Raw genomic sequence first — 23,782 nt, 5'->3', positions numbered from 1 at the left:
ACAAAATTGATAACTTTGGTTTTCATGTAAAAACGACAAAAAATACAAAAGAGTAAAGCAAGATGATTTGGGTAGAAGGGCTTGCAATATTAGTCATTTGGTTAAGTTTTTGGTCACTGATTCCGCGTGATGAATGGTGGATTCGGGGCGCAGATTTTCCACGTTTACAGATCTTGGTTTTGGGCATCATTGCCTTTGTTTTGCTACTGATTTGGGAGCAGACGTGGGATGTGTCTAGCCAAGTGATTTTAATTGGGCTGATTGCAGCTTTGGCTTATCAGTTAAAAATGGTCTTGCCCTACACCTTGCTGTGGAAAAAACAGGTCAAACAAGTTCGTCCAGAACAGCTAAATCCTGAAAAACAAATTTCATTAATCGTGTCCAATGTTCTGACACCAAATCAAAAATATCATCTTTTAATTGAACATATTCAAGCCTTAAAACCAGATTTGGTGTTGACCCTAGAATCTGATTTGGCTTGGCAGAAAGCCTTGTCTGTGATTGAAGCCGATTATCCTTATCGGGTCGCTGCACCTTTAGATAATTTATATGGCATGCATTTGTATAGCCGTTTGCCATTAAAAGACAGTGAGATCAAATTTATTCTCAGCGATGAAATTCCATCCATTCATACCAGTGTGATTTTGCCTTCGGGGCAGCCTGTACAGTTGTATTGTTTGCATCCTAAACCACCAAGTCCTACCGAAGCCAAAGATTCAGTTTTAAGAGATGCCGAATTGTTGATTGTAGGCGATCAAATCAAAGATTTAGATGAAAGCTGTATCGTAATGGGTGATTTAAACGATGTGGCGTGGTCGCGGACTACGCGCTTGTTTCAAAGAATCAGTGGCTTGCTCGACCCGCGCGTAGGGCGGCACTATATCAATACCTTTCATGCCGATTATCCTTTACTGCGTTGGTCATTAGACCATGTATTTCATAGTACAGATTTTGCATTGGTAGATATGCAGCGTTTAGCACATATTGGTTCAGATCATTTTCCTGTGTATGTGGTATTGCAAACTGGGCGGGTGTTTGATCGAATTCAGGAAGAACTGCCGCAAACCGATGCCGATGAGCAGGAAGCACAACAGGCGATTCAGGATGGGATTGAAAAAGCAGAGCAAGAAGAAAAACTGGTGACCGATGAAATTGCACAACCGTATAAAGCACAGGATAAATCGGTTTAGAAATTAAACGAAAAGTGTACGAAATGGCTTACACGGATTTAGGCACATGACGCATGGTTTATTCTGACTGATCTGGTTAAGATTAATTCATCAGCACAAGGACTCGGGAACGGAATATCCCATTAAGGAAGACGACGCTGAGGGATAAACATCAAGGATATGATGTAGGTAAGGAACGCCATACAATAAAATAACAATAAGTTTTGAAAGCACAACCTCATGAGCCCGAGTTTTACAGGATGTAGAACTCGGGCGATGATTTTTTAGGGCTTATTTTTTCATTCTCATAGTTTTTAAAAAAAATTAAACTTCAATCAGCTCGATTCAGTTTTAAGGCTTTAGGTGTGTTTTGACTGCAAAACTTGCTGATATAAATCTAAGGTTTGATGACACATATCTGCCAAGCTGAACAATTCAACAGGGGTGACACTTTGCGGTATTTCCAGATGCAATTGCACTGCATTGAATAAAGCCACTTGGTCATCTGCTGCGATGAGCCCTTGCGGATACAGTTGTGACAAAATTTCAGCCACACCACCACGGTTCCAGCCAATCACAGGTGTTCCTACAGATAAAGCCTCAAGTGCAGTGCGTCCAAAGGTTTCCGCCTGATTGGAAAGTGAAAGTACAATATCGCTAAACGCAAGCCACTCGCGAATGTCAGAACGGTGTCCAACAAAGGTTATCGCTTCGGTCAGATGTTTATCCCGAATATTGCGTTCCAGTTCCTGTAAATAAGCTGCTTTTTTAACATCTGCACCGCCTACAACAACAGCATGAATCTGTGGATACTGGGTTTTTAATTTCGCAATTAGATCAATCAATGTTTCATGACCTTTTAAGCGGGTGATACGTCCCGGCAAACAAATTAAAAACTTATGTTCAAGTTCTGGGAAATCTTGATAGGTTTGTTGCATCCATTGTGCCGAAGGTTGATACTCGTGCGGAAATGCAGCAGGGTCAATTCCACGATAAATACGGACAATATCTTCAGGTGGACAGTTTTGATAATGATCACGAATGTATTTGACTACACTGTCAGAAACTGCGATCACTTTTTCCGCTTGGGTCATAATTTGGCTGTAACGGTTAACTGAATAAAAACCATGTACAGTTGAAATTAAGTGTGGACGTTTTTCGGCTGGAATACCTTTTAGGGAAAAATGAGTTAGCCATGCAGGTACGCGGGAACGTACATGCACAATATCAGGTTGATGTTGCATAATCAGTTGGCGTAAAGGACGGATTTGCCACAAGCTTGATAATGATTTTTTGTGGATGGCTAACTTTAAATGAGTGGAACCTTCAGCTTCGAGTTGGTTAACCATCCGTCCGCCATTCGACACCACCAATGACGTATGTCCTTGAGCGACCAAGGCTCGGGCGATTTCGAGCGTACCGCGTTCTACACCGCCACTGTTTAATTCGGGTAATAACTGCATGACTTTCATGAATCTTTCCTTCTGCCGTACAGATTAGTAAATACTGTCATAACCTTCGGGGCGGCTCTTAAACCGACGATGAAACCACATATATTGGGTAGGAGCGATCCGTAATTGCTGCTCAATAATGAAATTGGTGCGCGTTGCATCTGCAACTTCATCTGCGCTTGGGAAATCCAGCAGTTCAGGTTCAATCAAGACTTTATATTGAGGGTTGGAAAGCTCACCTGTACGGTAAAAATATAACGGAATTGCTGCGGCTTTGGTCATTTTAAGTAAACGACGATGCGCTGTAACTGTCGCAGCAGGCACGCCAAAAAATGGCGCCATAACACCTTGTTTTAAACCAAAGTCCTGATCTGGGCTATACCAAATGGCACGACCATTTTTTAAGTGACGGATTAAACCACGCATGTCATCGTGGTCAATTTGATGACCGTAAATGGTGGCGCGACAACGGTAAATCAGCATGTCCAGTAATGGATTGTTTTGTGGACGATAGACCACATCGGGGTCAAAATATTGCGCACAGACATAGCCGCCTGCATCTAGCAGAGTAGAATGTGTACCTAACAATAAAACCCCGCGACCATCTGCTTGGGCTTGCTGAATATGTTCTAAACCTTCAACCTGAGTACGTCCTTTAAACCACTGTGGACAGTACCACGCATTTAAGGTTTCAAATACGCCCAGCATTTGATCAACAAAGACTTGGCGAGCATTTTCATGTACTTCAGCCTCGCTCCATTCAGGAAAACACACTTCCAAATTGCGTAACGTAGTTACGCGACGTGACTTCATGCTGTTAAAGGCAAGATTGCCTAAAAGCTGCGCCAAACGATACTGAATCGCCCACGGCAAAATGGCTAAAATCATCAGGCAGACAATGCCAATCCAGATGCCCCAATATTTTGGCAACAGGAAAGACCATTGAAATTCGCCTGGTTGATATTCAGTGTGTTGACTCATAATGACCGTGTAAAGTGTTGTATCGTTGCAGTTTAGCACGAACCGATTTTAAAATTTAAAAGCATCCGTCCAATGGGAAAGATGCTTAAAACGGTTTTGCGAAGTCTTTCAGGACAAGCGTAGACGAAGTGTCAATAGACCCTAGTTACCATTCGCCAAGTTTTCCAGTTCGTCCCAACGCTCCAGTTTTTCCAGCAGTTCTTCATCAATTTCAGCCAAACGCTGTGAGGCTTTGGTGGCTGCATTGGCATCTGTTACAAACCAAGAACCATCCGCCAGTTTTTCAGCCAATTCGGTTTGTTCCTGTTCCAGTGCTTCAATTTCACCTGGCAACTGCTCTAAAGCACGTTGATCTTTGTAGCTCAATTTTACTTTTTTAGCCGTTGGTGCTGCTGCAGCCGCTTCGGCTTTGGCAACGGCTTTTTTAACATCACTTTTTTGATCAACCACAGTTTGGTCTGGGCGTTGCTGCAAATAGTCCTGATAGCCGCCAATATATTCATCAATATTGCCTTTGCCATCAAATACCCAAGTTGAAGTCACCACGTTGTCCATAAAGGCACGGTCGTGTGAAATCAGCAATAATGTGCCTTTATAGTCGCTGAGCATTTCCTCAAGCAACTCTAAAGTGACCATATCCAAATCGTTGGTCGGCTCATCCATCACAATCAGGTTAGATGGTTTGAGTAATAATTTGGCCAGTAAAATACGGTTGCGTTCTCCGCCAGACAAGGCTTTAACGGGCGTGCGCGCACGTTCGGGTGAGAATAAAAAGTCTTGTAAATAACTATAGATATGACGACGTTGTCCGTTCACATCAACAAAATCTGAACCTTCAGACACGTTATCTTTGACCGACTTTTCCAAATCCAAGACGTTACGCAATTGGTCAAAATAGGCAATTTCCAGTTGTGTTCCTGTTTTGACAGAGCCGCCATGCTCAATTTCACCTAAAATGGCTTTAATCAGAGTGGTTTTACCGACACCGTTATCGCCAACTAAACCAATACGATCGCCACGTAATACCAGTGTTGAAAAGTCTTTGATAATCGGAGCTTGATTGCCAAAGGCCACTTGTAAATGTTCAATATCAAAGACCAGTTTGCCTGAGCGATTGGCTTCCTGCGCTGCCATATTGACTTTGCCTTGTTGGAAGCGACGTGCTTTGGATTCTTCACGTAAGGCTTTTAAGGCACGCACACGTCCTTCGTTGCGGGTACGACGTGCTTTAATGCCTTGACGAATCCATGCTTCTTCTTCGGCCAGTTTTTTATCAAACAGCGCATTTTGTTTTTCTTCAGCTTCAAGTTGCTGTGCTTTTAAATCTAAATAACGTGAATAGTTGCCTTCGTAGCTGCGTAATACACCACGATCTAACTCGACAATGCGGGTGGCGATACTATCGACAAAAGCACGGTCATGCGAAATAAACAGTAGAGTTAAATTATTTTGATCGAGTAAAAATTTTTCTAGCCATTCAATACTTTCCACATCTAAGTGGTTGGTCGGCTCATCTAGCAACAATACGTCAGGTTGGGTGAGTAGGGCACGTGCCAACAACACACGACGTTTACGTCCACCCGATAAATCGGCCAAGTCGGCATTTGGATCAAGTCCCATTTTACTTAAAATGGCATTGACCTTATTTTCTAGCGCCCAGCCATCAAGCTGATCTAGCTTGTGTTGCAAGTTCCCCATACGGTCACAGGCATCCATATCGCCCAATACACAGGCATCACTGGCTTCGTGATAGGCTTTTAATACTGCAGCAGCTTCGCCTGCACCATCAGCAACAATATCGGCGACTTTGCCTGAATCCATGGGCACATCTTGCGCCAACATGGCAATGGTGATGCCATTTTGAATAGACACTTCACCTGCATCGGGCAGTAAACTTCCTTCAATCAGTTTAAGTAGAGTAGACTTACCTTCTCCATTACGGCCAATCAAACACACTCGTTCGCCACGTTCTAGGTTAAAATTCGCGCCGTCGAGCAAGGCAGGTCCACCAAATGCGAGTTGGACATCCCTTAAAGTAATATAGGCCATAGTGTTTCCTAAAAAATCTCAAATGAGGATTTGAAATGACTAAACAAAGTATAGATGATCAGGCGTCATTTTCCGCACCCATTGAAGATTTGCAAGTGCGAATTGCATTTTTGGACGATTTAGTTGAGCAATTGAATGAACAAGTGGTTCATCAAAGTCTGGAAATTGCTGATTTAAAGAAACAAATGCAGTTGTTATATCAGCGGGTAGAGTCGGCAGATTTGTCGGATGGGATTGCACCATTTGACCCGATGACCAATCGCCCACCACACTATTAATCAATCGTACTTAATCAACGGTATTGGTTTCCGTACTGATTTTAATTTGACCTTTGCTGTACTTCCCGCTGTAATGCTCGGCTGCTGTGCCTGAATCTTTTAAACCCTATTGTGTCCGCTAAAGTTTATGTCCTTTAAAGTTGTGTTACTTGACCTTGAAAACAACCAGCCTACCGCGACTTTGTTGCGAGAAATTATTGAGCATCATCCGAGTGTGTATCTGTTTAATTGTGCAGGAAAATTTGAATATAACTTGCAGGATTTAACTGAGTTGGCTGGCTGGATCAGTACCGGTCAGCTTATGATTTTAGACAGCCCGCGCGCAGAGTTTAAAGAGTTTGAATATGCGGTGGTGGTGGGGCAACTGATGGCACTGCTAGAGCCAGAAACACAAGTTGAAGTGATTTCTGCGGCTGATAGTATTCAGATTTTAATGGAAATGTTGCAAGCATCTGAAATTGCCTGTCACCTGATTCATATTCAGCCTGAAACGCAGTCTGGGAAAAGCAAAAATCGTTTACCAAGCCCAATGGCAATTCGCAACAAACCTGAATTGCTGTTGGTAAAAAAGTATTGTGATGCGTTGGCAAAAATGTCAGGCAAGCCAACCAACGTAGAGGCTTTAAAAAACTCGATTGCCAATATTTTGCAACTTGAGGCAGACAAAGTGCAGCATGTGGTTGGCATGTTGATGAACCTGAAAATTGTAAAGCGAGTGGATGAGCAAATTAGCTTTCGTAAAAAAGTACTGAAGCAGTGGGTACAACTTGACCTAGATGTCGTGGAAGAATCTACGCAAGAGGCGACAGTCACTTCTACAATCGTGGCGCAAACTGAAGCCGTAGAGCCACATCCTCAGCACAGTTTATTTAAAAACTTTAGCCAAATTGACCCTGTGCAATGGGAAGTTGCCAAAAAGTTACGTGAGCTAAAAGGTGAAAAACCAAAAGATATTTATGAATTGCGTGATTTGCTGGAACGGTTATTTCCAAAATCTGATATTCGTTTATTGCTCAAAGAACTGATTGAAAAAGGCTATATTTATTGGAATGGACATGAAGTGCTATATAGTCATGAGATGTTTTTAAGCTAAGTTTTAGAATTTTTCGATTAATGGCATGAGTCGATTTAAAACCCATCTGCAAGATAGTTTTTTATCGATACGACTGATTTAAGTCATCATTTATCAACCATTTAAAGTTTTGAAAATGATGCCTTTTCACGTAAGACGATTTTAAGCTGTTTGTAGGCAGATAGACTAAAACACTTGAAATAAATAAATCACAGCTTATTTTAATCTTGCGTTTTATATTGTGCTTATGCAACTCTAATATAAGAATAGAAAGGTTGTACTATGGAAAATACTGGAATTTGGGTTGCCGTTGCCATCATTATATTTGTGATGGGCTCTATTTTTGGTCTGCGTGTCAGCCCAAGAGAAAAAGCTTTAGGATTGATGCGTGAAAAAGCCCGAAAAATGGGACTACACCCTCGTTTGGTGGTTGCGCCTGACTGGACAAAAATCCCGAAAGCCACGGAATCACGTGCCAGTATGGTGGCGTATTACAGTGTACTCATTGCCGATGCACGTTTACCGTTAATGCGTGCTTTAGTGACAGACCAAAAGCTAGAACTGTTGCATGGCGATGAGAAATTCCAAGGCTTACCCATTGCATTAAAGGGCATTTATGCTATTGATATGCAGGCAAACTGTGTAGGAATCTATTGGGATGAAGAAGCCGATCTTCGCGCAACTCAATTAGATGAGATGAAAGCCTTTTTACATAGCTTGGCTGAACGTTAATTTTTAAACCATTAAATAGGAAATACGGTTACTTATGGCGAACGCTCCTCGGTCCACATCCAAAAGCACTGCAGCCAAATCTGAAGCTGGTCACAAACGTGCCTTAGTGATTGTGGAGTCGCCTGCAAAAGCGAAAACAATCAATAAATATCTTGGTTCGGACTACATTGTGAAGTCTTCGGTCGGTCACGTGCGTGATTTGCCAACCAGTGGTGGCGCAAAAACCACAGAAAAGAAAACCACCACCCGAACCAAACTGACCGAGGCTCAGAAAGCTGAAAAAGCTCAACAAGCATTAGTCAACCGAATGGGGGTTGATCCTGAACATGACTGGAAAGCACACTATGAAGTGCTGCCAGGCAAAGAAAATGTAGTCGCTGAATTAAAAAAACTGGCATCGCAGGTCGATGAAGTCTATCTCGCAACGGACTTGGACCGTGAAGGGGAAGCGATTGCGTGGCACTTAAAAGAAGTCATTGGTGGAGATGACTCACGTTATCAACGTGTCGTGTTTAACGAAATTACCAAAAATGCGATTCAAGAAGCCTTTAAGCATCCTGCGCGTTTAGATACCAACAAAGTCAATGCCCAACAGGCACGTCGTTTCTTAGATCGCGTGGTGGGTTTTATGATTTCGCCACTGCTCTGGGAAAAAATTGCCCGTGGTTTATCGGCAGGACGAGTGCAGTCAGTTGCGGTGAAGCTGGTTGTGGAGCGCGAGCGTGAAATTCGCGCCTTTGTACCCGAAGAATATTGGCAAGTCTTTGCAGATACTAAATCTGAAAAAGATGACATTCGTCTAGAAGCGGTTAAGCAAGCGGGTAAAACCCTCAAGTTACGCAACAAAGCGGAAACCGATGCTTTACTGAACTTGATTAAAGATGCGCAATACACCGTATCTGCACGTGAAGATAAGCCGACCAAAGTCAACCCAAGTGCGCCATATATCACGTCAACGCTGCAACAGGCTGCGAGTACCCGTCTTGGTTTTTCAGTCAAGAAAACCATGATGCTGGCACAGCGTTTGTATGAGGCAGGTTTTATCACCTATATGCGTACAGACTCGACCTTCCTGAGTGATGATGCGGTCAATATGGTGCGTACGCATATTGAAGCGGAGTTTGGTCAAAAATATCTGCCTGCTAAACCAAATCGTTATGGCAATAAAGCAGGTGCACAAGAAGCGCACGAAGCGATTCGTCCATCTAATGTTGCGCTTAAAGGCGATAGTCTAGTGGGTGTAGAGCGTGATGCACAGCGTTTATATGACTTGATTTGGCGTCAGTTTGTGGCCTGTCAAATGACACCAGCCGAATATTTGTCATCGACCATTTTGGTTGATGCCAATGGTGTCGAGTTAAAAGCCAAAGGTCGTACGCTAGTTTTTGATGGCTTTACCAAAGTGCGTGGGCAAAACAAATCGGATGATGATGTGTTACTGCCTGCAGTTAAAGTCGGTGAAATTCTTAAATTAGTAAAGCTTGATCCATCGCAACACTTTACCAAACCACCTGCGCGTTTTACCGAAGCCTCTTTGGTGAAAGAGCTTGAGAAAAAAGGTATTGGACGTCCATCGACCTATGCTGCGATTATTTCAACTATTCAAGACCGTGGTTATGTCAAACTGGAAAACCGTCGTCTGTTTGCCGAAAAAATGGGTGAGATTGTTACAGATCGTCTGGATGAAAGTTTTAATAACCTGATGAACTACGATTTTACAGCAGACTTGGAAGGTCAACTGGATAAAGTTGCAGATGGAGAACGTAACTGGAAAGACTTACTCAACAGTTTTTATGGTGACTTCAAGCAGCGTTTGACCAATGCACAGGGCGAACAAGGCATGCGCCGTAATCTACCTGTAGAGGTTGATGCAGTACATTGTAAAGAATGTTCACGTCCAATGCAGATTCGTACAGGTACAACAGGGGTATTCTTGGGATGTTCAGGCTATAACTTGCCACCGAAAGAACGTTGCAAGGGAACTCTGAACCTAACTCCTGTCGAGTCGCTTGCTGTATTGTCGGATGATGATACCGCTGAAACTGCAGATTTGATGTCTAAAAAACGCTGTCCAATTTGCGAAACTGCCATGGACAGCTATGTGATTGATGGTGGTCGTAAACTGCACATTTGTGGGAATAACCCAGACTGTGCAGGTTTTGAGCTAGAAGAAGGCGAGTTCAAAATTAAAGGCTATGATGGCCCAACCATTCCGTGTGACAAGTGCGATGGCGAAATGCAGTTGAAAACAGGTCGTTTTGGCCCTTATTTTGCCTGCACCAGCTGTGAAAACACGCGAAAAGTACTCAAGAATGGTCAGCCTGCGCCACCGCGTGTTGATCCAATTAAAATGGAACATTTACGTTCAACCAAACACGATGATTTCTTTGTGTTGCGTGATGGTGCAGCAGGCTTGTTCTTGGCAGCCAGTAAGTTCCCGAAAGTACGTGAAACCCGTGCACCGAAAGTCGCGGAATTACGCACAGTTGCAGAACAGCTTGATCCGAAATATCAGTTTATTTTGCAAGCACCTGATGCAGACCCAGAAGGTAATCCAACCTTGGTGAAATTCAGCCGTAAGAATCAAGCGCAATATATTGGTTCGGAAACGCCTGAAGGCAAACAAACCAAATGGTCATTGGTTTACCAAGATGGTAAGTGGGTTGAGGCTTAACACGATCTGTTATGGAGTTGAAGCCAAAAAAATTCGCCATTTTAATCGATGCAGATAACTCATCGGTCAACTCGATTGAGTCTGTATTGGAAGAAGTGGCGAAGTATGGCATCGCCAGTGTAAAGCGCGTGTATGGTGACTGGAGCAGCGAAAGTCTAAAAAATTGGCGTGATGTACTTTTACCGCACGCCATTACGCCTGTACAGCAATTTGCTTATACCAAAAGCAAAGATGCCACCGATATGATTTTAATTATCGATGCCATGGATTTGTTGTATAGCGGTGCTTTAGATGGTTTTTGTATTGTATCTAGCGACAGTGATTTCACGCCTTTAGCCTCTCGCATTCGTGAAAGTGGTTTAATCGTTTATGGTTTTGGGCGTAGTAATACGCCTGAAGCTTTTCGTAAAGCCTGCGATAAATTTATTTATGTAGAAAACTTGGTGTCCGAAGCTGAAAAAGCTGCGGTAGCAGAAGAATCTGATCAGAAAGGGAAAAATAATAAAGTTACCGATGTTGCACTCAGCATAGATAAATACACCTTGAACCTGATTTATAAAGCGGTCAAAGAAAATGCCGATGATAGTGGTTGGGCTTATTTAGGGGCAATTGGTACGTATATCAGCTCGGTCAAGCCCGACTTTGACACCCGAAACTATGGTTACGATAAACTCTCTGGTTTAATTAAAGCCTTGGGTTTATTTGAAACCAAATTACAGGGCAGTCAGATGTATTTGAGAAAGCGTAGTTTTAGTACGTTTGTCAAACTTGTCCAAAAAACCATTCAGCAACTTGCAGATCAGGCAGGTTGGGCAAAAATTTCCGAGATTATTCAACATATCGAACAAAATGATCCCTACTTTAATATTCAAAATCAGGGATTTGAAAATACACAGTCAGCTATACTTTCAATACACAGTGGTTGGTTGGAATTTTCCAGTGATCACAATCGTGTTAAAGTCGGCAAGCTGATGTCTTAATGTTGTCCTAATTCATGTGGAAAAAAATCCGAATTTTATGCTTATTGCTGGTTTTACTGGTCGTTGCAGTCAATGCTTGGCGTGATCAGAATCAAGACTGGAATAAGCCCATCATCGTATTGTTACATCCAATCAATGCCGATGGACGATCAAACACCCAAAACTATATCAATACATTAAATATCAATAACTTAAATTCAGCTCAAGACTATCTAAAACAAGCTTCTTTGCAGTATCGTGGGCAACCGATTGCGCTTTATTTCAAACAGGGGCGAGAATTAAAGCAGTTGCCACCAAAAGTGCCTGAGCAAGCATCGCTACTGAGCACCGTACTTTGGAGTTTAAAGTTCCGTTTTTACGCTTGGCAGCAACGACAAAGCAGTGATGGTGCTGCAACAGTGACACTGTACCTGAATTATTATGATCCGAGTCAAACTCAAATTTTGAAGCATTCCACCGCTTTGCAAAAAGGCAAAATTGGCTCGGTGAATTTATTTGCTTCTGCTGCGCACAGTCAGCGTAATACGTTGGTGATGGTGCATGAATTACTGCATACCTTTGGTGCCACAGATAAATATGATTTAAGCACAGGTCAGCCGATTTATCCGATTGGTTATGCAGACCCAAATCAGCAACCATTGTATCCACAACGACAGGCTGAACTGATGGCGGGTTATGTGCCACTTTCGCAAAGCAAAAGTAAAATGCCTGAATCGTTACAACAGACACGTATTAACGAAATCACTGCCATAGAATTGGGCTGGAAATAATGTGGATAAGCATGTACTTATCCACATCTCTACAATAGAGCTTGTGTAAAAGTATGTGTTTAGGCATGAACCGAGCCATTTATATTCATGGGTTTATTCCTAAACCGATCTGTTAAACTATTCATCCACCCAGTACGATGAGTCACTATGAGTTTAGCCAGCCTAATTGATGAATTGAATCCCCAGCAAAAACAAGCAGCCACGACAGCATATCAACATAGTCTGGTCTTGGCTGGCGCAGGCTGTGGCAAAACCAAAACCATTGTGGCACGTGCAGCGTACTTGATTGATCAAGGTATTCCAGCCAATCAAATTCAAATTTTGACCTTTACCCGCCGTGCGGCGAGTGAAATTGTCGCACGGGTGGAGTTGGCACTGGGCGAGCAAGCCAAAGGCTTACGTGCTTCGACCTTTCATACTTTTTGTATGTACTTGTTACGACGTATTCCTAAAGCTTTTGGCTTGGAACAATTTTCTATTATTGATCGTGATGATCAGTTGATGATGTTTCGCCTCATTCGCGGAAAAGATGATAAGAAAAATCCAAGTCAGTTGCCTAAGCCTCAAGAATTATGTGATTTGTATTCTTTTGCGCGGAATACCCGTCAAAAACTGAGTGTGGCTTTAGAAAAGCAACAGCCTGAATATTTGGCATTAAAAGATCAAATTGCTGAAATTATGCAGGAATACGAAAGCCGTAAACGTGCACGTGGCTTTCTCGATTATGACGATATTTTGGCTGTGGTGGCATCGGCATTGGCGCAGTCGGAAGGTCTGGTCGATTATGTCGCGTCAATTTGTCAGCATCTTCTGGTCGATGAAATGCAGGACACCAATCCTTTGCAATGGGCTTTGCTTGAGCCTTTAAAAGATCGGGTCAGTTTGTTTTGTGTGGGCGATGATGCACAATCGATTTATGGTTTCCGTGGTGCAGATTTTGAAAATATTCATCATTTCACAGAGCGCGTACCCAATGCTCAAATTTTCAAATTAGAGCAAAATTACCGTTCTACGCAGGAAATTTTAGACCTGTCCAATTGGTTGTTAGATCAAAGTGAGATTCGCTATAACAAACGGTTGCAGGCGCATCGTGGTGATGGCATCAAACCCAAAATGCATATTTTCCCGAATGAATTTGATGAAGCCAAATGGATTGCGATTGATATTAAAGAGCGACATTTCTTGCAAGGCGCGCCGTGGTCAGATCACATGGTCTTGGTGCGTTCAAGTTTTGCAGCGCGACATATTGAAGCTGCCTGTATTGCGGCAAGTGTGCCGTATCGTTTTATTGGCGGCATGAAGCTCTTGGAAACTGCGCATGTGAAAGACTTACTTAGTTTATTGCGCGTTATTGCCAATCCTTTAGATGATATTGCATGGATGCGTTTTCTCACTTTATGGAATGGCGTGGGTGATGTCGGTGCGAGTAAGTTGGCGCAGCAATTGTTACTTGAACCCACAATGGATAAGGTGATTGAAAAGCTGGAAAAATTTGGACGCTTGCCAGAAAAAACTTTATTGATCATGAAGCAAATGGATGTCTTACGCCATGAAGTTGCAGCTTGCGTCGGTTTAGGCATTGAAGCGATTCAGGAACAATTGACTGATAACTATAAAAAAGACTGGAATCGTCGTCAGGGTGATTTTCAGTTGGTGCAACAATTGGCGGGCAAGCATGCACAGTTAAGTGAGTTTTTAGAAGAATACGTGCTTGATCCTGTGTCTATTTCTGAAATTGAACGCCAGTCTGATACCGATGTGGTCACTTTAATCACCATTCATTCTGCCAAAGGGACTGAGCAAAAAGTCTGTTATGTGGCGAATGTGACAGCAGGACAGTACCCCCATGCACGGGCGCAGGGCAGTTTTGATGATATTGAAGAAGAACGTCGAGTGTTGTACGTGGCTTTGACCCGTGCCCAAAATGAACTGATTTTAACCAAGCAAAATTTTAATTTATGGGCGCGTGATACGGTAGATGAACAAGGGCGCAAACTGGACAGTTATTTTTTGAGTGATCTGACACGGCAGTTGTGTGCGATGGAAACTCATCACCGTACCCGTCAGCAAACTGTGAAAAGTGCCTTGGTGGAACGCCAAGCGATTAATTTAGATTTTGGTATAGATCTCGATTAAACTATGCCACATGGTTTCCTGCAAAAAGTAGAGTAGGCGAGTGCTTTTTGATGTTTTTTGCCTATTTTAAGGTTGTAAGATGAAAATTTTAGTTCGTAGTTTAGAGCGTACTGTTACTGAAGAAGAATTGTTAAAACTTTTTCAGGAATATGGCACTGTAGAATCTTGTAATTTGGTGTTGGATGCTGCAACAGGAAAATCTAAAGGTTTTGCATTTGTAGAAATGCCACATGCACGTGAGGCAGTAAAAGCCATTAAAGCGCTGAATACTTTGCGTCTGCATGGTCATGGAATACGTGTCAAAGCAGCAGAAGATAAGCCTGCATCAAAATAGTTCAAAGGGAGCAAAAAATGCTCCTTTTTTATGCGTGAATTTTAGTAAAAATACGAGATTGGCACTGCATTGGTGCGCGATTTTATCGCAGTAAAAATAGTGTATTTTTTATTGGGCGTTGTAGGAAAATCGGTTTAATCTAAGCTTCTTAGAACGCTAAATTGAGGAAAAGCTCATGTCCCGTGTTGCTCGTTTTCATGCAGATCGTACCAATCAGAAATTATATTTCGCCCGTCTTTCATATCAGCAGGCCGAGCAAACCGAGCATGTTCAGCAAGCGCAGGCACATCGTGAAGCTGCGGTGTTTCATTTAAATGGTGCGGTGCTGGCTTTTTTGCAGGAATTGGTGCGGTATTATCGTTTAAATGACAGTAATCCAACCCTTAAATCAATTGAAGAATTGATGGCAGCCAAAGGGCAGATTTCCCCTGAAGTGGCAATTTTGCAGCAACTGAGCAAATCGGATTTTATTGCAGAGTTAAAGCGCGCTTATCGTTTATGTCAGTACACGCCCGAGCCAAGTGCACCAGAACCTGAACAGGAAACGTCATCCAATTTGATTATTAAAGTCACGCAATCTCCGCAAGCATGGCTACCAGATACGAAAATTTTGCGTGAATGGCATCGTGACTTAACCCAGTTGATTGATGGTTTTCGTAATGAAATGGTGGAATTTTAAGCCGACCAAACGCCCTTGAAAAAAATCTGATCAGCCCGATATAAATATTCTGAACGATGCAAAGTGCAAGCGCCTTTGCCGCCATGTCGAGCATGGAGGATATATGTCTATAGAGCAATTGAAAGAATTATTTGGTAATCAGGAAGCGATTTTAGAGCTGGTTCAGCTTGAAGGTGGCGAGTTGGCATTGCGTAATGCAGGCTCAGAGAAAGAGCCATTGGTCAAAATCCAGTTCAATGACGAAGTCAAAGCCATATTGGGCGATCAGACGGCTGTTGTGGCACAGCACATGATTCAGGCGGCATTATTTGGCTTGTTGGAAAAGCAGGTCAATGAATGGCATGCCGAAATTGTGGATGAACAGCCGCAATTTATGAGTTAATCCGAAAAGGTCTTTCGGTGATGAGCTATCTTTAATGAATAGATTGTCTATCTGCTTTGGTTAAAATCATGGACATTATTAGATAGTTTTTCATCAACACAATGAAAGCCAATCTATACGTCAACAAAAAAAGCGCAGCTTAAACGGTGCGCTTTTTGTGATTTTGGCTATGGGTTTTAGATGAATGATGCTCAATGCGTTGGTGGCTGATGATGGGCAATTTCAATTTGATTTAAAATATAATTGCTCATATTTTTCGCCATTTCTTCTTTGGCAAAATACACTTCACCAATGTTGTCTTTACGAATTACTTCCGCTTCGGCTTTGCTTTCTGCACACACCAAAACCTGAATTTGAGGGTTTAGGGTTTTGGCAATATCCACAATTTTATGAATATCCAGAATGTCCATAGGCGAGAGAACGAGTAGTCGTGCATGTTGAATATGTGCCTGAATCAGTACACCCGCTTCTGTGGCAATGCCGCTGACTGCAGCAATGCCTTTTTCGCGTAAGTCTTCGACAATTTCACGGTTTTCTTCCGCAATCACGACCTTAATATTTTCAGCCATTAAATTTTGAGTAATGCGGCGTCCGACTTCACCATGTCCAACAATCACCACCTGATCACGTAAATAATCTTGAGAAACTTCATCGGGCAGCATGGCTAAAGGGTCATTGCTGCGTTCAAGTAAACGCGCCAAATAAGAGCGTTCCCGAATCCAGTTTTGCACAGGCTCAATCGCAGAAAAAACAAAAGAATTGAGGGTAATTGAAATGAGTGCGCCTGCTAAAATCAGGTTTTGTCCTTCTAGTGACAGCAGTTGTAAAGATACACCTAGCGTTGCCAAAATAAAGGAAAACTCACCAATTTGTGCCAAGCTCGCGCCTACGGTCAAGGCTGTATTGAGTGGATAGCGGAAGAACAAGACCAATGCCATGGCTGCAATGGTTTTACCCACCATGATAATGCCGACGACCGCTAAAACGTGCAGTGGTTCTTCTATCAGAATACGCGGGTCAAACAGCATGCCCACAGCAACGAAAAATAGAATGGAGAAAATTTCACGTAAGGGTAAAGTTTCTTCTTCGGCGCGATGACTGAAATCAGATTCTTTGACCACCATCCCCGCAAAGAACGCCCCAAGTGCCATCGACACGCCAAAGATTTTATAAGCACCAAAGGCAATTGATACCGCAGCAGCGACCACAGTCAGAGTAAACAGTTCCCGCGAGCCTAAGCGAGCCACAATTTGCATAATGAAGGGCACAAGGCGTTTGCCAACAATCAGCATAAAGGCAATAAAGCCTGAAACTTTTAATAAAGTCAGTCCGAGTGTTAGCCAAATATTTTCATCACTGGCATTGTCGATAGCTTGTCCACCCAGTAATACAGCTGTGGCAGGCAAAAGCACCAATGCTAAGACCATCACTAAGTCTTCAACTAACAACCAGCCTACGGCAATTTTACCGTTCACGGAGTCGAGCAGGCCACGATCACCCAATGCTTTTAAGAGCACAACGGTACTGGCACAAGACAGACTCAAGCCAAAAATTAAGGCAGAACCAAAACTCCAACCCCACATCATCGACACGCCTACACCGAGCAGGGTCGCCACGGCGATCTGCAATACTGCACCAGGCAAAGCAATGCGTCGTACCTGCATTAAATCATTTAGCGAGAAATGCATGCCAACACCGAACATGAGGAACATGACCCCAAGTTCTGCCAATTGGTTGGCAAGATGAATATCTGCCACAATGCCCGGTGTGTTGGGACTAATGATGACACCTGCAATCAGATAGCCTATAAGCGGTGGAAGGCGTAAGCGCGCAGCGATATAGCCAAATACCAGTGCCAAGCTAAAACCAACGGCAAGTAAGATGATGAGTTCTACATCATGAGGCACGAGAAACTCCTAAGCCATGGTGAAGGTGCGGTCAAAAGACTGAAATAAGACAAGCACAAATAGTGCCAAAAAAGAAAACGAGGAAATTTTAACAAGTGAGGCAAAAAAAGTGCAAAAAAAACGACCTGAATAAGGTCGTTTTTTAAAAAAGCTAAAATTATTTGATTTTAGCTTCTTTGAAAACTACGTGTTGACGGATTTTTGGATCAAATTTTTTGATTTCCATTTTTTCCGGCATAGTACGTTTGTTTTTAGTAGTGGTATAGAAATAACCTGTACCAGCTGTAGAAACTAAGCGAATCTTATCACGCATTGTCCTGACTCCTTACTTAGATCTTTTGACCTTGAGCACGAAGGTCAGCAACAACCTTTTCAATGCCCAATTTGTCGATAATACGCATACCTTTAGTGGTTAAACGAAGACGTACGAAACGTTTTTCGCTTTCTAACCAGAAACGGTGGTTGTGCAGGTTCGGCTCGAACCGGCGCTTAGTTTTGTTGTTGGCGTGTGAGACGTTGTTACCAACGACTGGACGCTTGCCGGTAACTTGGCAAACCTTAGACATGGTGTAACTCCATTGATTTAGCCAACAGCAAATCTGTATGGCCAGTCAAAAATAAACGGATGAATTCATTCAAGGGGCGTTTTATATCAAAAATACGCTTAAAAGACAAGCGATTTTCTTCAAAAACAGCATGAGCGTGTTTGATAGCTCATGCCTTGATCAGTTAACGAAGAAGCGTCTTCGAAATCAATCGATGAATCGGCTTATCAAATGGGGGGAGAATGAACTTCAAGCTGTAAAGCTTCGGATTAGACATTACCGACCGTTCATGTGACAAGCTGAAAAAACCTTCTGGACCGTGATATTTCCCCATGCCCGATGCACCAACACCACCAAATGGTAAGTCATCTTGTGCAACGTGGGTCAATACAGTATTGAGTCCGAAATGCCCTGAATGGGTTCGCTGTGCGACATAGTCGGCACGCGCCTGATCAAAGTCGAAATAGTATAAAGCAAGAGGACGCGGTCGGCTATTAATAAACTCGATTACATCATCAATTTGTTCATATTCTAAGATTGGCAGAACTGGACCAAAGATCTCATTTTGCATAATTTGCATGTCTGGACTGACATTGGTCAGTACCGTTGGTGCCATTTTACGGGTTGCAGCCACATTTTCACTTTGCGGATTAATTTCAATAATATTTGCACCTCGCTCACGTGCATCTTCTAAATAGCCCTGTAAGCGACGATATTGTTTGTCATTAATAATAGAAGTGTAGTCTTGGTTATCACGAATATGCGGATACATTTCGGTCACAAATTGCTCGAAATGCTCCATAAATTCGGCAGTTTTGCCTTTAGGCAAGAACATATAGTCGGGTGCAACACAGGTTTGTCCAGCATTCCAGAGTTTACCTACCGCAATACGCTGCGCTACATCGACCATATCGCTAGATGGATGCACCAAAACAGGGGATTTTCCACCTAGTTCTAAAATGACAGGCACAAGGTTTTGTGACGCGGCAGCCATTACAGTTTTGCCGACTTCGGTAGAGCCTGTGAAAATAATTTTGTCAAAAGGCAAATGACAGAACGCATCGGAAATAATACCGCCGCCATTAATTACTGCCACCAATTCCTGTGGAAATGCTTCGCTCATGGCGTTTTCCAGTACTTTACCAAAATGCGCAGAAGCACTGGAAATTTTGATCATGGCATGGTTGCCTGCAGCCAAAGCACAGATCAGTGGGCCTAAAGACAACAGCAGCGGATAGTTCCAAGGTGCAATAATGCCAATTACCCCTAAAGGTTGATACTGTACCCATGCTTTTGCAGGTTGGTGGATAATACCAACCTGACGTTTAGATGGCTTCATCCAGTCGGTCAGGTTTTTGCTGTAATATTTGATATGTTCCAAGCAGGTAAGTAATTCACCAATTTTGGTTTCTGCAATGGCGCGGTTGCCATAGTCACGGTTAATGGCTTCGGCAAATTGATCCTGATATTTCACAATCACACGTTTTAAGCGGGCTAAGCGTTCAATGCGTTCTTTGGCACTTGGGACAGGATGACGCTGATAGGCATATTTCTGCAATGCCAAAATATCATCCAGACGTTGTAAATCGGGTGAATGTGGGGTCATTGAAGTTGTTTTTGTTTGACTGTTCATGGCATGTTACCATTCAATAAAAGCAATATAAGTTAATTTTTAGAGTATTTACTCTAATCAGTCAAGTGACTTTATGTTTTCATGCCCCCCAAATTTTAAAGAATGGTTGTTTTTAGGATGTCTCAAACCAAAACGTTGAAAACCAAAGAACGTATTTTGCAATTGAGTTTGCAATTGTTTAACGAGCGTGGTGAGCGTTCGGTAACAACCAATCATATTGCGGCAGAACTGGGCATGAGCCCAGGAAACTTGTATTACCACTTCCGCAATAAGAACGAAATTATTAAAGAGCTGATGGAACAATATCAGCAAGAAACTTTAGAAATGCTGGCTTTGCCTGAAAATCGTAGCTTAGATGCCAATGACAAAATTCGTTATTTTCAGGTTCTCAGTAGTCAGCTGTGGGCTTATCGTTTTTTGCATCGTGATGTCTATCATTTGGTCGAAACCAATGAAGATTTCCGCAAAATGTATCCACGTTTTGCAGGACAGGTCATGCAGCAGGGACAAAAAATTTATCAGGCCTTTGTGGATGCGGGTCTGATGCAAATGACTGAGTCAGAAATTGAAGCCTTGATTATCAATATTTGGATTGTGCTGACCAACTGGACGAACTTCTTATATATGTCGGGTCACATTACCGATTCAAACCATTTGGAAGAAAAATGGATTTGGCAGGCTTTACGTCAAATGCTGTTCCTTGAAGGGGCATATTTACGGGGTGAAAGTCGTGCAACCTATGAGCGTTTACTAGAAACACTAGGCACATCTGAACTGTTTGAGAGTTTATCATCCAGTAAAAATACTCAAGCCGACTAAGAGACTGAGAATGGCTATTTAGAATGTCTGAGAAACGCGCTAGAATACTCGGCTTGTTTTTCAATTTAACCAAGTAGTGACTAAAAACAACATGAATATGACGACTGCGAATACTGCACGTTTACTGATTACCTGTGAAGATAAGCCAGGTATTGTGCAGGCTGTATCGAGCTTTTTGTATCATCAAGGAGCCAACATTACCGCGCTTGATCAATACGCAACAGAAGCTCAGGGCGGGCGTTATTTCATGCGGGTTGAGTTTGAACTGGATCACTTGCAAAGCCGTAAAGAAAGCTTATTGCAAACCTTTGCTTCTAACGTGGCAGAGCGTTATGAAATGCAATGGCGTTTGGCTTTGGTCAGCGATGTGAAAAAAGTCGGCATTTTGGTGTCTAAAGTTGATCATGCTTTGCTCGAACTATTATGGCGTCATTCACGTGGTGGTTTACCATGTGAAATTACCAAAGTGGTGTCGAACCATGACACCTTGCGTGAAGCGGTAGAAAACTTTGGTATTCCGTTTGAAGTAGTGCCTGTTAATAAAGAAAATAAACGTGAAGCTTACGCTAAAATTGATGAATTGATGCAAGGCAATGATTTGTTGGTATTGGCGCGTTATATGCAAATTTTGGATGAAGAGTTTGTCTCTAAGTGGGAAATGAAAGTGATCAATATTCACCATTCATTCCTGCCTGCTTTCGTGGGCGCAAATCCATATAAACAAGCTTATGAAAAAGGCGTAAAACTGATTGGTGCAACTGCACACTATGTAACAGCAGACCTAGATCAAGGTCCGATCATTGAGCAAGATGTAGAGCGTGTAAACCACGACTTTACGGTAGATCAACTGCGTGAATTGGGTCAGGATGTGGAACGTAATGTACTGGCACGTGCAGTTAAATGGCATTTGGAAGACCGTATTATTGTAGATGGCAACAAAACTGTTGTATTTCAATAGGGTAAAAGCTATCTAAAAATCGAATTAAAACATGCCGACATGGCATGTTTTTTTATGCTAAAATTGTAATGTTATAACATTTATTTAAACTGTTTTTAAAATAGCAAATTTATTGGATGATTCACGTTTGTTATTAAAAAATAGTTGCAAATGAAAACACTTCTCATTTATTATTGCGTTACTTTAATTGTGCTAACCGATCAGTTTGATCGTTCGGAACTGTGATGGTTTGGCAATTGCTTTTGAAGGTCGCTGACTTTAATGAACCAATCTCCCAACGCTATGCTACAAATGCCCAATGCCATGAAAAAGAAAGTTGTGACGGCTTTAGCTGTGGTTGCATTAGGTCATGTCGGTGTGTTGTGGGCATTGGGGCAAATGCAAACTCCGACCTTAAAGCCCATAGAAAAAGAACCTTTAAAAGTACGCTTTGTAAAAATTCAAGAACAGCCTAAACCGTTGCCACCGCAACCTAAGGCTGAACCACAGCCTGAAAAACCCAAGCCTCAGCCTGTAAAAGAAGTGCCTGTGGTAGAAAAACCGTTGCCACCGCCACCGAAAAAAGTAGAAAAAGTACAGCAAGTTAAAAAAGCAGAAGCCCCTAAACCCGTGGCGAAGCCCGTAGAAAAACCAGTCGAACGTGTGGTGCAACCTGCACCTGTAGCAACGGTGACTGAAACTAAAGTGGTACAGCCTGCACCGAAACCGACAGTTGCACCTGTTGCGCCAGCACCTGCTCCTGTCGCACCTTCTGCTCCAAAAACAGTGTCGATTGGCGGCTCAGGCGTGCAATGGAGTCGTTCTCCAAAACCTTCTTATACCAATCGTGATTTACAGGGAGAAACCCGTAACGTGGTGGTTCGGATTGAAGCAAATGAAAAAGGCGTGATCACCGATGCTCAAATTACGCGTTCTAGTGGTGTACCTGCTTTAGATCAAAAGATTTTACGCGCAGTGCGTAGTGCAAAATTCAAACCGTACAAAGAAAATGGCGTGGCTTATCCAATTCGTGCTGAGCAGCCTTTTGAATTGACATTGAACCCTAACGGCTAACCTTCAACAGGAGTTCGAGTATGAACTTTTCCGTCTATTGGCAACACGCAGATGCAGTCAGCAAAACGCTGTATTTCGTGTTATTGGCGATGTCGATTGCGACATGGACCATCTTCGCATTACGTTTGATAGGCACGCGCCAATTGAAGCAACAAGCTTATGCTCAACTGTCACAGGCTTTAAATCAGCTTAAAGCAAAACTGGTGCCCTTAAATTTTGAGCAGCGTAAAGCGGTTGCTGAGCAAGCCTTATTGCGTCAAATTTCGGTAGAAAAAGCATCGGCAGAAAAAGGCGTATCGGTACTGGGTACAATTGCGTCATTAGCACCGTTTGTGGGTTTGTTTGGTACAGTTTGGGGTATTTTCCATGCACTCGTTGCGGTTGGAAAAAGCGGTCAGGCGGGATTGGCCCAAGTGGCAACGCCTGTTGGTGAAGCGTTGATTATGACGGGCTTCGGTTTGGCGGTGGCGATTCCTGCCGTGATTGCTTACAACATTTGTTCGCGTGTGAACCGTACCTTATCTACAAATTTGCAAGATCATGCACATAGTTTGTTGATTGACACCATGTTGCAACAAGATTCTTCTGTTCAAAGAACTGAAGTGAATGCAACACAACAAAGTTTAGTGGGAGGTCAGGTTTAATGGCTTTTCAATTGGGTGAAGACAACGATTCAGGCATGAATGAGATGAACCTTATTCCCCTGATCGACATTATGTTGGTATTGATGATCATCTTTTTGGTGACAGCGACCGTTGCCAGCCCATCTATACCATTAACCTTACCGCAAACCAGCGCAGAAATTGTTGATTTACCGCCTGAGCAAATTCAGGTCAGTATCAATGCCAATGGTGAAGTGGCGTGGGATGATCAAATCATTAGTTTAGATGAGTTGCAAACCCGCTTTAATGATGCTAGTCAGCAAGCTCAACAGCCAACCGTGGTGTTAAGAGCAGATAAAGATGCGCGTTATGATACTGTGGCGCAAGTGATGTCACGTGCGAGTGAAGCCGGACTCAGTGATATTGCTTTCGCAACAGATGATTAAGTTAATCCTTAAAAATTAGCGATCTATTTAGGTCGCTTTTTTTATGCAAAGTCGCGCATAATGCCAAAACTCCTCAAGTACTCAATGATGTTGAATATCCAAAAGATTTAGGTTGAGTCCGCTGCTTACTTT

23 protein-coding genes are annotated in these 23,782 nt (G+C 42.7%); 16 read left to right on the top strand and 7 right to left on the bottom strand.

What is annotated here, in order from left to right:
* Positions 1-62 precede the first annotated feature (62 nt).
* Positions 63-1,190, top strand: coding sequence for an endonuclease/exonuclease/phosphatase family protein (locus AC07E5_RS15035; RefSeq protein ID WP_104853024.1), 1,128 nt, complete (start codon positions 63-65; stop codon positions 1,188-1,190).
* Between the two features lie 338 nt (positions 1,191-1,528).
* On the opposite strand, the gene AC07E5_RS15030 is transcribed toward AC07E5_RS15035, so the two are convergent.
* The 3 genes from AC07E5_RS15030 to AC07E5_RS15020 form a co-directional block, all read right to left on the bottom strand.
* Positions 1,529-2,641 (bottom strand): glycosyltransferase family 4 protein, encoded by a 1,113-nt coding sequence (locus AC07E5_RS15030; RefSeq protein ID WP_278518467.1) that lies wholly within the window; start codon positions 2,639-2,641, stop codon positions 1,529-1,531.
* Positions 2,642-2,665: 24 nt separating this feature from the next.
* Positions 2,666-3,601 carry an LpxL/LpxP family acyltransferase gene (locus AC07E5_RS15025; RefSeq protein ID WP_104853025.1) on the bottom strand — a complete coding sequence of 312 codons (936 nt, stop codon included), beginning with the start codon at positions 3,599-3,601 and terminating at the stop codon, positions 2,666-2,668.
* A gap of 141 nt (positions 3,602-3,742) precedes the next feature.
* Positions 3,743-5,650, bottom strand: a complete 1,908-nt coding sequence (locus AC07E5_RS15020; RefSeq protein WP_004976119.1) for an ATP-binding cassette domain-containing protein — start codon at positions 5,648-5,650, stop codon at positions 3,743-3,745.
* Between the two features lie 35 nt (positions 5,651-5,685).
* Here AC07E5_RS15020 and AC07E5_RS15015 point away from each other — a divergent pair, with 35 nt between their 5' ends.
* From AC07E5_RS15015 to AC07E5_RS14970, 10 genes are all read left to right on the top strand, one after another.
* A complete protein-coding gene (locus AC07E5_RS15015; protein WP_004976120.1) occupies positions 5,686-5,928 on the top strand; it encodes a SlyX family protein in 243 nt (80 codons plus the stop codon).
* 127 nt (positions 5,929-6,055) lie between these two features.
* A complete protein-coding gene (locus AC07E5_RS15010; protein ID WP_180096124.1) occupies positions 6,056-7,021 on the top strand; it encodes a hypothetical protein in 966 nt (321 codons plus the stop codon).
* 261 nt (positions 7,022-7,282) lie between these two features.
* The gene (locus tag AC07E5_RS15005) at positions 7,283-7,732 is read left to right on the top strand and encodes an ammonium transporter (RefSeq protein WP_004976129.1); all 450 of its coding nucleotides are present in this window, start codon (positions 7,283-7,285) and stop codon (positions 7,730-7,732) included.
* A gap of 34 nt (positions 7,733-7,766) precedes the next feature.
* On the top strand, positions 7,767-10,406 hold the full coding sequence (gene topA, locus AC07E5_RS15000) for a type I DNA topoisomerase (RefSeq protein ID WP_278518471.1): 2,640 nt from the start codon (positions 7,767-7,769) through the stop codon (positions 10,404-10,406).
* 11 nt (positions 10,407-10,417) lie between these two features.
* Entirely contained in the window at positions 10,418-11,386 is a 969-nt protein-coding gene (locus AC07E5_RS14995; protein WP_154321061.1) for an NYN domain-containing protein, read from the top strand.
* Between the two features lie 14 nt (positions 11,387-11,400).
* Positions 11,401-12,156, top strand: coding sequence for a hypothetical protein (locus tag AC07E5_RS14990; RefSeq protein WP_104853029.1), 756 nt, complete (start codon positions 11,401-11,403; stop codon positions 12,154-12,156).
* A gap of 147 nt (positions 12,157-12,303) precedes the next feature.
* A complete protein-coding gene (locus tag AC07E5_RS14985) occupies positions 12,304-14,292 on the top strand; it encodes an ATP-dependent helicase (protein WP_278518472.1) in 1,989 nt (662 codons plus the stop codon).
* 79 nt (positions 14,293-14,371) lie between these two features.
* Positions 14,372-14,626 (top strand): RNA recognition motif domain-containing protein, encoded by a 255-nt coding sequence (locus AC07E5_RS14980; RefSeq protein WP_004976139.1) that lies wholly within the window; start codon positions 14,372-14,374, stop codon positions 14,624-14,626.
* 175 nt (positions 14,627-14,801) lie between these two features.
* Entirely contained in the window at positions 14,802-15,305 is a 504-nt protein-coding gene (locus AC07E5_RS14975) for a DUF6586 family protein (RefSeq protein ID WP_346781440.1), read from the top strand.
* Between the two features lie 103 nt (positions 15,306-15,408).
* Positions 15,409-15,687, top strand: coding sequence for a hypothetical protein (locus AC07E5_RS14970; RefSeq protein ID WP_131261040.1), 279 nt, complete (start codon positions 15,409-15,411; stop codon positions 15,685-15,687).
* Positions 15,688-15,878: 191 nt separating this feature from the next.
* Here the strand turns inward: AC07E5_RS14970 and AC07E5_RS14965 are convergent, their stop codons facing one another.
* The 4 genes from AC07E5_RS14965 to AC07E5_RS14950 all read right to left on the bottom strand — a co-directional run bounded on the left by AC07E5_RS14965 (position 15,879) and on the right by AC07E5_RS14950 (position 19,772).
* On the bottom strand, positions 15,879-17,594 hold the full coding sequence (locus AC07E5_RS14965; protein WP_498625738.1) for a cation:proton antiporter: 1,716 nt from the start codon (positions 17,592-17,594) through the stop codon (positions 15,879-15,881).
* 157 nt (positions 17,595-17,751) lie between these two features.
* Positions 17,752-17,907 carry a 50S ribosomal protein L33 gene (rpmG, locus tag AC07E5_RS14960; RefSeq protein ID WP_004976146.1) on the bottom strand — a complete coding sequence of 52 codons (156 nt, stop codon included), beginning with the start codon at positions 17,905-17,907 and terminating at the stop codon, positions 17,752-17,754.
* A 16-nt stretch (positions 17,908-17,923) separates the two neighbouring features.
* On the bottom strand, positions 17,924-18,160 hold the full coding sequence (gene rpmB, locus AC07E5_RS14955; protein WP_004976147.1) for a 50S ribosomal protein L28: 237 nt from the start codon (positions 18,158-18,160) through the stop codon (positions 17,924-17,926).
* A gap of 163 nt (positions 18,161-18,323) precedes the next feature.
* On the bottom strand, positions 18,324-19,772 hold the full coding sequence (locus AC07E5_RS14950) for a coniferyl aldehyde dehydrogenase (protein WP_004976148.1): 1,449 nt from the start codon (positions 19,770-19,772) through the stop codon (positions 18,324-18,326).
* Positions 19,773-19,889: 117 nt separating this feature from the next.
* Here AC07E5_RS14950 and AC07E5_RS14945 point away from each other — a divergent pair, with 117 nt between their 5' ends.
* The 5 genes from AC07E5_RS14945 (at position 19,890) to AC07E5_RS14925 (ending at position 23,650) form a co-directional block, all read left to right on the top strand.
* The gene (locus AC07E5_RS14945; RefSeq protein WP_278518476.1) at positions 19,890-20,591 is read left to right on the top strand and encodes a TetR/AcrR family transcriptional regulator; all 702 of its coding nucleotides are present in this window, start codon (positions 19,890-19,892) and stop codon (positions 20,589-20,591) included.
* A 91-nt stretch (positions 20,592-20,682) separates the two neighbouring features.
* A complete protein-coding gene (gene purU, locus AC07E5_RS14940) occupies positions 20,683-21,549 on the top strand; it encodes a formyltetrahydrofolate deformylase (protein WP_004976151.1) in 867 nt (288 codons plus the stop codon).
* Between the two features lie 261 nt (positions 21,550-21,810).
* Complete coding sequence (locus AC07E5_RS14935; protein ID WP_104853035.1) at positions 21,811-22,602, top strand: energy transducer TonB family protein; 792 nt, start codon at positions 21,811-21,813, stop codon at positions 22,600-22,602.
* A gap of 20 nt (positions 22,603-22,622) precedes the next feature.
* Positions 22,623-23,246, top strand: coding sequence for a MotA/TolQ/ExbB proton channel family protein (locus AC07E5_RS14930; RefSeq protein WP_096901723.1), 624 nt, complete (start codon positions 22,623-22,625; stop codon positions 23,244-23,246).
* Positions 23,246-23,650 (top strand): ExbD/TolR family protein, encoded by a 405-nt coding sequence (locus tag AC07E5_RS14925; protein ID WP_278518480.1) that lies wholly within the window; start codon positions 23,246-23,248, stop codon positions 23,648-23,650. The genes AC07E5_RS14930 and AC07E5_RS14925 overlap by 1 nt, the downstream gene beginning before the upstream one ends.
* The last annotated feature ends 132 nt before the right edge of the window (positions 23,651-23,782 follow it).

The organism is Acinetobacter seohaensis (assembly GCF_056431365.1).
The sequence above is the reverse complement of the archived record's forward strand: the minus strand, read 5'-3'. Positions and strand labels throughout refer to the sequence as shown.

Coding starts and splice junctions, on each gene's coding strand:
- AC07E5_RS15015 (WP_004976120.1), top strand. CDS start 5,686: ATGACTAAACAAAGTATAGATGATCAGGCGTCATTTTCCGCACCCATT.
- AC07E5_RS14930 (WP_096901723.1), top strand. CDS start 22,623: ATGAACTTTTCCGTCTATTGGCAACACGCAGATGCAGTCAGCAAAACG.
- AC07E5_RS14975 (WP_346781440.1), top strand. CDS start 14,802: ATGTCCCGTGTTGCTCGTTTTCATGCAGATCGTACCAATCAGAAATTA.
- AC07E5_RS14995 (WP_154321061.1), top strand. CDS start 10,418: ATGGAGTTGAAGCCAAAAAAATTCGCCATTTTAATCGATGCAGATAAC.
- AC07E5_RS15010 (WP_180096124.1), top strand. CDS start 6,056: ATGTCCTTTAAAGTTGTGTTACTTGACCTTGAAAACAACCAGCCTACC.
- AC07E5_RS15025 (WP_104853025.1), bottom strand. CDS start 3,601: ATGAGTCAACACACTGAATATCAACCAGGCGAATTTCAATGGTCTTTC.
- AC07E5_RS15020 (WP_004976119.1), bottom strand. CDS start 5,650: ATGGCCTATATTACTTTAAGGGATGTCCAACTCGCATTTGGTGGACCT.
- AC07E5_RS14970 (WP_131261040.1), top strand. CDS start 15,409: ATGTCTATAGAGCAATTGAAAGAATTATTTGGTAATCAGGAAGCGATT.
- AC07E5_RS15035 (WP_104853024.1), top strand. CDS start 63: ATGATTTGGGTAGAAGGGCTTGCAATATTAGTCATTTGGTTAAGTTTT.
- AC07E5_RS14950 (WP_004976148.1), bottom strand. CDS start 19,772: ATGAACAGTCAAACAAAAACAACTTCAATGACCCCACATTCACCCGAT.
- rpmG (WP_004976146.1), bottom strand. CDS start 17,907: ATGCGTGATAAGATTCGCTTAGTTTCTACAGCTGGTACAGGTTATTTC.
- AC07E5_RS15030 (WP_278518467.1), bottom strand. CDS start 2,641: ATGAAAGTCATGCAGTTATTACCCGAATTAAACAGTGGCGGTGTAGAA.
- AC07E5_RS14990 (WP_104853029.1), top strand. CDS start 11,401: ATGTGGAAAAAAATCCGAATTTTATGCTTATTGCTGGTTTTACTGGTC.
- AC07E5_RS15005 (WP_004976129.1), top strand. CDS start 7,283: ATGGAAAATACTGGAATTTGGGTTGCCGTTGCCATCATTATATTTGTG.
- AC07E5_RS14925 (WP_278518480.1), top strand. CDS start 23,246: ATGGCTTTTCAATTGGGTGAAGACAACGATTCAGGCATGAATGAGATG.
- AC07E5_RS14935 (WP_104853035.1), top strand. CDS start 21,811: ATGAACCAATCTCCCAACGCTATGCTACAAATGCCCAATGCCATGAAA.
- purU (WP_004976151.1), top strand. CDS start 20,683: ATGAATATGACGACTGCGAATACTGCACGTTTACTGATTACCTGTGAA.
- topA (WP_278518471.1), top strand. CDS start 7,767: ATGGCGAACGCTCCTCGGTCCACATCCAAAAGCACTGCAGCCAAATCT.
- AC07E5_RS14980 (WP_004976139.1), top strand. CDS start 14,372: ATGAAAATTTTAGTTCGTAGTTTAGAGCGTACTGTTACTGAAGAAGAA.
- AC07E5_RS14985 (WP_278518472.1), top strand. CDS start 12,304: ATGAGTTTAGCCAGCCTAATTGATGAATTGAATCCCCAGCAAAAACAA.
- AC07E5_RS14945 (WP_278518476.1), top strand. CDS start 19,890: ATGTCTCAAACCAAAACGTTGAAAACCAAAGAACGTATTTTGCAATTG.
- rpmB (WP_004976147.1), bottom strand. CDS start 18,160: ATGTCTAAGGTTTGCCAAGTTACCGGCAAGCGTCCAGTCGTTGGTAAC.